Here is a 6,369-nt window from a genome sequence, read left to right on the forward strand (position 1 = left end):
TAGGAATCGCATAAACGTTAGGGACGGGGTTGCAAACCCCGTCCCGCTTGGGTTTAATTTTGACGATATGGCATTAAATCATCAGACTTTTCTCTAGAACATGTTATAAGAAAAGCTTTAGGTTCCGGACGGGGTTGCAATCCCATATGTGCCAACTTAAGACGGCTGGACGGGTTATTTAACCCGTCCACACGTTTAATAGCCCAATGCAACTAATTGATCGAAGGCGCTTTAAACGTTAGACGGGGTTGCAAACCCCGTCCCGCTTGGGATTTTATATCCCGCCAGGCCAATATCAAAGCGCCATAAGGATAAAAACACTTACGCATTATTACTGATTGCATTTTTTTTGTGATGCTATTACCATTTAATCGTCTTAAAGATGACGTTCAGTTTTATTTGCCTTTCTGAATAAAACACAAAATGTACTGCCTTATTAAGGACATGAACAAGCAGCATCCGTTTAAAGCTTGAGTTAGCTCTATAGAATTCATTGAATTTAATTTTTAAAAATGTTTTCCAAAAAAAAATTTTAGACTATATTTAAATCATATAAAGTTTGATGCTTGACTCAATTAAGACAAAATACTATCTATGCCTTCATATATCTATATAAATGCTTTGACAATTTGTAACATCAACAAACCATAGGAATAAAATCATGAAAAATCTATTAAAAAAAATACAATCAAAAATGCCGTCTTTCTCTAAAAAAGAAAAAGGCGCAACCATGGTTGAATATGCCATCATGGTTGCTTTGATAGCTGTTGTATCAATAGCTATGATTACACTCGTGGGGAAATCGGTCAATTCCACATTCCAAAACGTTAACAACAGTCTTACCGGTATGAATAATGCTGGCTAAAATACCTTAAGCCAATATTTATTTTCAGATATCTCCATCTAAATAATGGAGATATCTCTTTAAATAAACTGTAGAGTGCCTCAAAAAATTTATCTGGACGAGACTGTTGAATTCTTTTATGTGCAGTGATGCCTATTTTTATAACTATTCATTTTTTAAGGCTATGTCATCGTTAATTGTTGAAAGTTTTTTGCTTCCTGTGAAAAATCTTATTGAATGCGGATTACGGCATTTTCTCAAAGCCGTATTTAATACGGGTTCCATATTTAACGGTGACATAGCCTTTTTTAATAAGCCCTTAAAAGAGTAGAGCTACCCTCATGTTTTGTTATTATTTATCAATACATTAATTTATAATATTTTTTAATGGATAGAAGCATGGTAGTTACTAAATTTGCAACGTAAACAGTCAATTAGGAGCTTATCCTTGAAAAATATATTAGACAAAAAACAAGCAAAAACGCCGTATTTCTTTAAAAAAGAAAAAGGTGCAACCATGGTTGAGTACGCAATCATGCTCGCTATGTTAACCATTGTATCATTAGCTGTTATTACATCGCTGGGGCAGTCAGTCAGCGCCACATTCAGCACCGTTAATTCCACATTGACTACGACTGGCTAACACTGGCGATTCAATCAACCGATTTTTTAAGCTTAAATTAAGATTAATGTTGTATCGGAAAAAAAAATAACCTATCCTTAAATCAGCCGATTGATTGCCTGCACCTTAGCTGCTGCTTTCAGTAAACATACCCGTTTTTTCATTACCTAACCTGACCTGAATGATAATTTTCAGCTGATAGACATTTTTCTATAGCCTTTCAGGATTCTTAACCCAATAAAAAAAATAAATCAGGTCAATGAATACCATAAACCCAACCATGAATATGACTGACAGCATTCAGCATGCAATCGCACCCCGTCCCCGCAACATTGAGGAGACCGGCTTATCGTTTGATTTTATTGCCGCCTTGGTCTGTAAGCATTTACATGTCAACGGCGTCGCCGATCTGCATCAGCTCTCCGAAAATATAGCGCTGTCAGGAAGCATTCTTGAACTTGTGTTAACCGACCTGCGCAAACACAATCAGGTTGAAATTCTGGCCGCCTCGCAGTCCAGCCAAGGCGAACGCTATACATTGACCGATAAAGGCGTAACGGAAGCTTTGGTGGCGTTAAACAAAAGCGGCTATGTCGGCCCCGCACCCGTGCCTCTTGAACAATACAAAAAAGTAGTCAAGGCACAGTCCATACAAAACAGTAAAATAACCCGCCCTGAAGTACAAAAAGCCTTTAACGATACCACAATAGATCCGCACCTTTTGGATCAGCTAGGTCCTGCCTTGCACTCAGGTAGAGCCATCATGATTTACGGACTGGCCGGTACCGGCAAGACCTATATCTGCAAACGTCTGGCCCGTGTATTGGGCGATTCGGTGTTATTGCCTTATGCCATTTCAGTCGGCGAAAGCATTATTCAGGTTTACGACCCTGCCTTGCACCGGCTGCCTCATGGAAGCGCAACTGAAGTCGGCGTACACCTGCATCAGGGTACCGACCCCCGCTTTATTAAATGTCAAAGGCCTGTTGCCATCAGCGGTGGAGAATTGACGTTGGATATGCTGGAAATAGATCACGATAAAAACACCCGTTTATCTCAAGCGCCATTACAACTAAAAGCCAACAACGGCATGTACCTTATCGACGATTTGGGACGTCAACGCGTTCACCCCATGGATCTTTTCAACCGCTGGATTGTCCCAATGGAAGAAAAACATGATTACCTCAGCCTCGATAACGGCAAACGCGTTCAGATACCGTTTGATGTAATTCTGATATTTTCTGCTAACATTAACCCTTTAGAACTTGCCGACGAAGCCTTTTTACGGCGTCTGGGTTATAAAATCAGGTTTGAGCCGATCAATGAAACGCAGTATGTGGAGATATGGCATCAATATGCCAAAGAACTAAAACTAATTTGCGAAAATGATTTTCTTGATGAGATCATTGAACGCTACACTAAAGAAAACCGTCCCTTGCTGCCTTGTCATCCCAGAGATTTATTGGGAATAGTCAAGGATCAATGTGAATACGAAGGCGTTGCCAGAATTGCAACATCGGAAAGATTACACATCGCCTGGGATACCTATTTTATTAACCTTGAAAACGCAAGGATGGACTTATGAACAGTCGTTTCTCACTAATGCTGATAATTGCACTCATTTTGGCTGGCGGAGCCGCATTTATGGCAAAACGTTGGGTTGATTCACAATCCGGCAGTAAACCGGAAAGTGTTAGTCAAAACACTGTCCAGGTTTATGTGGCTGCAACCAATATCCCTTTTGCCACCCGCATCGAAAATACCCAGCTTAAATTGATGCCCTGGCCCAAAGATAACATACCTGCCGAGGCCTTTACAGAAGCGGACACCCAAAAAGACCCCAACGCTATTTTAGGCAAAGTCACGCAACGCGACTTTTATACCGACGAAGTTTTGTTAAAACCGCAAATAAAAGAGCATCTGGGCGGCAGCACCTTATCCGCCTTGATTCAAGAGGGCATGCGCGCCATCAGTGTGCGCGTCGATGATGTGGCGGGCGTTGCCGGCTTTATCTTACCTGGCAACACGGCCGATATACTGGCTACAGGCATCAAGATCAATTGCCAGCCGCAACCGCTTCACTTTATAACCAGCAGAACAGCCGATACAGCCGCTACAGCCAGTCAGAGCGGAACCTATACCTTGCTGCCTAACGTCAAAATTCTGGCTATTGACCAGCTTGCATCCAAGGAACAGGACAAACCTGCCGTGGTAAGAGCCTTAACGCTCGAAGTTACGCCCAAACAAGCGGAATGTCTTGTGCAAGCGATGAGAACAGGCCCTTTACAATTTACCCTGAGAAACCCTATGGATACTGATACTTCCATAGAGCCTATTGCTGAAGCTCAACCGGCCTATACACCCAAGAAAGTCAAACGAAGCAGAGCCCCCGTATCCATAAAGATTCTTCCCTGGAAGAGTCAGAAATTTACAGAATGTGCTGACGAAGCTTGTTGAGCAAGCACAGCGGATTTAAATTAACCAAAATTTACCATTTAAGTTTGCGCGTTTAGAGTCAGCATTTTTAAGCGCAGGAATTAAAAAGAACAACAAAAACAAGGGAAGCGTAACCATGTTAACTATCAAACCAAGCAAGCTGCTTAAAACAGTGCCCGCGCTGTTATTAGGCTATACCCTCCAGGCTGGCGCCGACATTACCACCAGCGTCGATAGCAGGCAGCTCAGCTATCAGGTACCGATAAATAAATCGTTAATGATAAATCTTGACCGTAACGTCAGTAAGCTGACTAAAGGCAAAGACGATATCGCGGACATTACCCTTTTTCCCCCCCGAAAAGTGCTATTAAGGGGGAATCAAATAGGCTCCACCAATGCCACGATCTGGGATGCCGACAACAATATAGCCATGGTTATGGATATTGAAGTCACCCATAACCTGGATGGACTTAAACAAAAACTTTATGAGCTGATGCCCAACGAGCCTATTAAAGTTCGCGGCGCCGACAAATGTATCATTCTCAGCGGGGAAGTCTCCAGTCTGGTTAATCTGGATTTTGCGATGAAACTTGCCCAAGGCTATGCTTCCGCCGGAATCGGCGGCGGCGGCGGCGGTGGTGGTGGTGGTGGCCGTGGTGGTTGTGGCGGTAGCAGCGGCGGTGCTGGTGGTGGTGGCGGCGGTGCCGGTGGTGGCGCCAGCCAATATATCGTCAACATGATGCATGTCGGCGGCGAACAGCAAGTCATGCTGGAAGTTAAAATTGCCGAAGTCAGCCGCACCTTGGCTAGAGCGCTGACTTTAGATAGCAGTGCATCAAAACAGACCTCAAACACACCATTTCTTTGGACGGCCCTTTCCGCCGGCGCCGGTCTGTTTACCGGCTCTTATGTGACCGGCAACACCCTGTTTAACTGGAGTCTGAATTTCAGCAGAGATACCAGTCTGGCGACCGTATTGGCCGAGCCTAACCTGACCACGCTTAGCGGCAAGACAGCTGCCTTCAATTCCGGAGGAGAGTTTCCCTATGTTTCAAATTGTTCAGCAACCGGAGGCGCTTGCACCACAAGCTTTAAAAAATTCGGGGTAGGCCTGGAGTTCACGCCGGTCGTCCTGGACTCCAACAGGATCAACCTGACTACTGTTGTCTCAGTCAGCGCGTTGAGCAATAGAGCCAACCAAATCCTAGCGGCTGATGCAGCAACCAGCTGTACCACTGATTTTTTTGGCACCGTCAATTGTTCGCAACCACTACAATCGACTCCCAGCCTTGACAGCAGGGAAGCCTCCACTACCCTTGAACTTGCCGACGGGCAGACCATGTCTATTGCAGGCTTGATCAGCGAGAACCAGAGCAACAGGCAGCAGCAAACTCCCGGCTTGGCAGATATTCCGGTGCTGGGTTCCTTATTTAGAAACCGGGATTCATCAAATGATAAAAAGGAACTGGTCATTTTAATCACGCCGCATCTGGCAAAACCGATACCGCAAGATCAGATCAGCTTACCCACCGATAATTATGTCGCTCCTGACGATATCGATTTCTACTTATTAGGCCGCATGGAATCCAGAAATGCTGAGGCTAAAACCGCTCAGGCGCCGGTATTCGATCCAACGAACGGTGGAACCACCGGTCAGTTTGGTCACCAAATACAATAAATAACGGAGATTCAAAATGAAAATTCCAACACTCCCTGTCCTGATGGCAAGCATTTTATGGCTTGTCGGCTGCGCCGACGGCAATCACAGACCCTACGTACTAGACGATAGTTTTGGTAAGACTGCCAATCATCTGGTTAAAGCCCAGATCGCGAACCCGCAGGCGGCGGCAAACCCTCCGGTCGACGCTCCTAATACAATGGACGGTTATGCCGGGGTTAATGCTATTAATGGTTATCGTCAAGGTTTTAGCCAGGTAGTAGAACCTCAGGGCTTAACGATTAATGTCGGTGGAGCGGGCGGTTCCAGTTCCGGCGGCCAATGATTTAGTATTATTTAATTCTACTTTGTCAGATTATACGTAAGCTCGTCATACCCGCCGGGAAGCGGGTATCCAGTGCCATGGATGGTAAGCTCAAATCCATCCATGGAGCCTGGATTCCGGCAATCCCTGCCGGAATGACGATCTTGGATTATTGTGTTCATGAAATCTGACAAAGTAGAATTAACACCTAACAATCAAGTGCGTAGGATGTGCCGAGGTACGAAGCGCATCAATCGCGAAAGATGCGCTTCACGTTGTTCAGTGCGTAGTGCGTAGGATGTGCTGAGGTACGAAGCGCATCAATCGCGAAAGATGCGCTTCACGTTGTTCAGTGCGTAGTGCGTAGGATGTGCCGAGGTACGAAGCGCATCAATCGCGAAAGATGCGCTTCACGTTGTTCAGTGCGTAGTGCGTAGGATGTGCTGAGGTACGAAGCGCATCAATCGCGAAAGATGCGCTTCACG

6 protein-coding genes are annotated in these 6,369 nt (G+C 44.9%); all 6 read left to right on the forward strand.

What is annotated here, in order from left to right; genetic code table 11:
- The first annotated feature begins 661 nt into the window (after nt 1–661).
- Nucleotides 662–865: a Flp family type IVb pilin gene (locus RW114_RS07180; protein WP_340122059.1), complete on the forward strand. Its 204-nt coding sequence runs from the start codon at nt 662–664 to the stop codon at nt 863–865.
- Nucleotides 866–1,292: 427 nt separating this feature from the next.
- Nucleotides 1,293–1,487, forward strand: a complete 195-nt coding sequence (locus tag RW114_RS07185) for a Flp family type IVb pilin (protein ID WP_340122060.1) — start codon at nt 1,293–1,295, stop codon at nt 1,485–1,487.
- Nucleotides 1,488–1,746: 259 nt separating this feature from the next.
- Nucleotides 1,747–3,051, forward strand: a complete 1,305-nt coding sequence (locus RW114_RS07190; RefSeq protein WP_340122061.1) for an ATP-binding protein — start codon at nt 1,747–1,749, stop codon at nt 3,049–3,051.
- Between the two features lie 17 nt (nt 3,052–3,068).
- Complete coding sequence (gene cpaB, locus RW114_RS07195) at nt 3,069–3,923, forward strand: Flp pilus assembly protein CpaB (protein ID WP_340122064.1); 855 nt, start codon at nt 3,069–3,071, stop codon at nt 3,921–3,923.
- A 115-nt stretch (nt 3,924–4,038) separates the two neighbouring features.
- Nucleotides 4,039–5,580, forward strand: a complete 1,542-nt coding sequence (locus tag RW114_RS07200) for a type II and III secretion system protein family protein (protein ID WP_340122062.1) — start codon at nt 4,039–4,041, stop codon at nt 5,578–5,580.
- 16 nt (nt 5,581–5,596) lie between these two features.
- Nucleotides 5,597–5,905 carry a hypothetical protein gene (locus tag RW114_RS07205; protein WP_340122063.1) on the forward strand — a complete coding sequence of 103 codons (309 nt, stop codon included), beginning with the start codon at nt 5,597–5,599 and terminating at the stop codon, nt 5,903–5,905.
- Nucleotides 5,906–6,369 lie beyond the last annotated feature (464 nt).

The organism is Methylobacter svalbardensis, from assembly GCF_037671525.1.
GTDB classification, from domain to species: Bacteria; Pseudomonadota; Gammaproteobacteria; order Methylococcales; family Methylomonadaceae; genus Methylobacter_A; species Methylobacter_A svalbardensis.

Coding starts and splice junctions, on each gene's coding strand:
- RW114_RS07180 (WP_340122059.1), top strand. CDS start 662: ATGAAAAATCTATTAAAAAAAATACAATCAAAAATGCCGTCTTTCTCT.
- RW114_RS07190 (WP_340122061.1), top strand. CDS start 1,747: ATGAATATGACTGACAGCATTCAGCATGCAATCGCACCCCGTCCCCGC.
- cpaB (WP_340122064.1), top strand. CDS start 3,069: ATGCTGATAATTGCACTCATTTTGGCTGGCGGAGCCGCATTTATGGCA.
- RW114_RS07200 (WP_340122062.1), top strand. CDS start 4,039: ATGTTAACTATCAAACCAAGCAAGCTGCTTAAAACAGTGCCCGCGCTG.
- RW114_RS07205 (WP_340122063.1), top strand. CDS start 5,597: ATGAAAATTCCAACACTCCCTGTCCTGATGGCAAGCATTTTATGGCTT.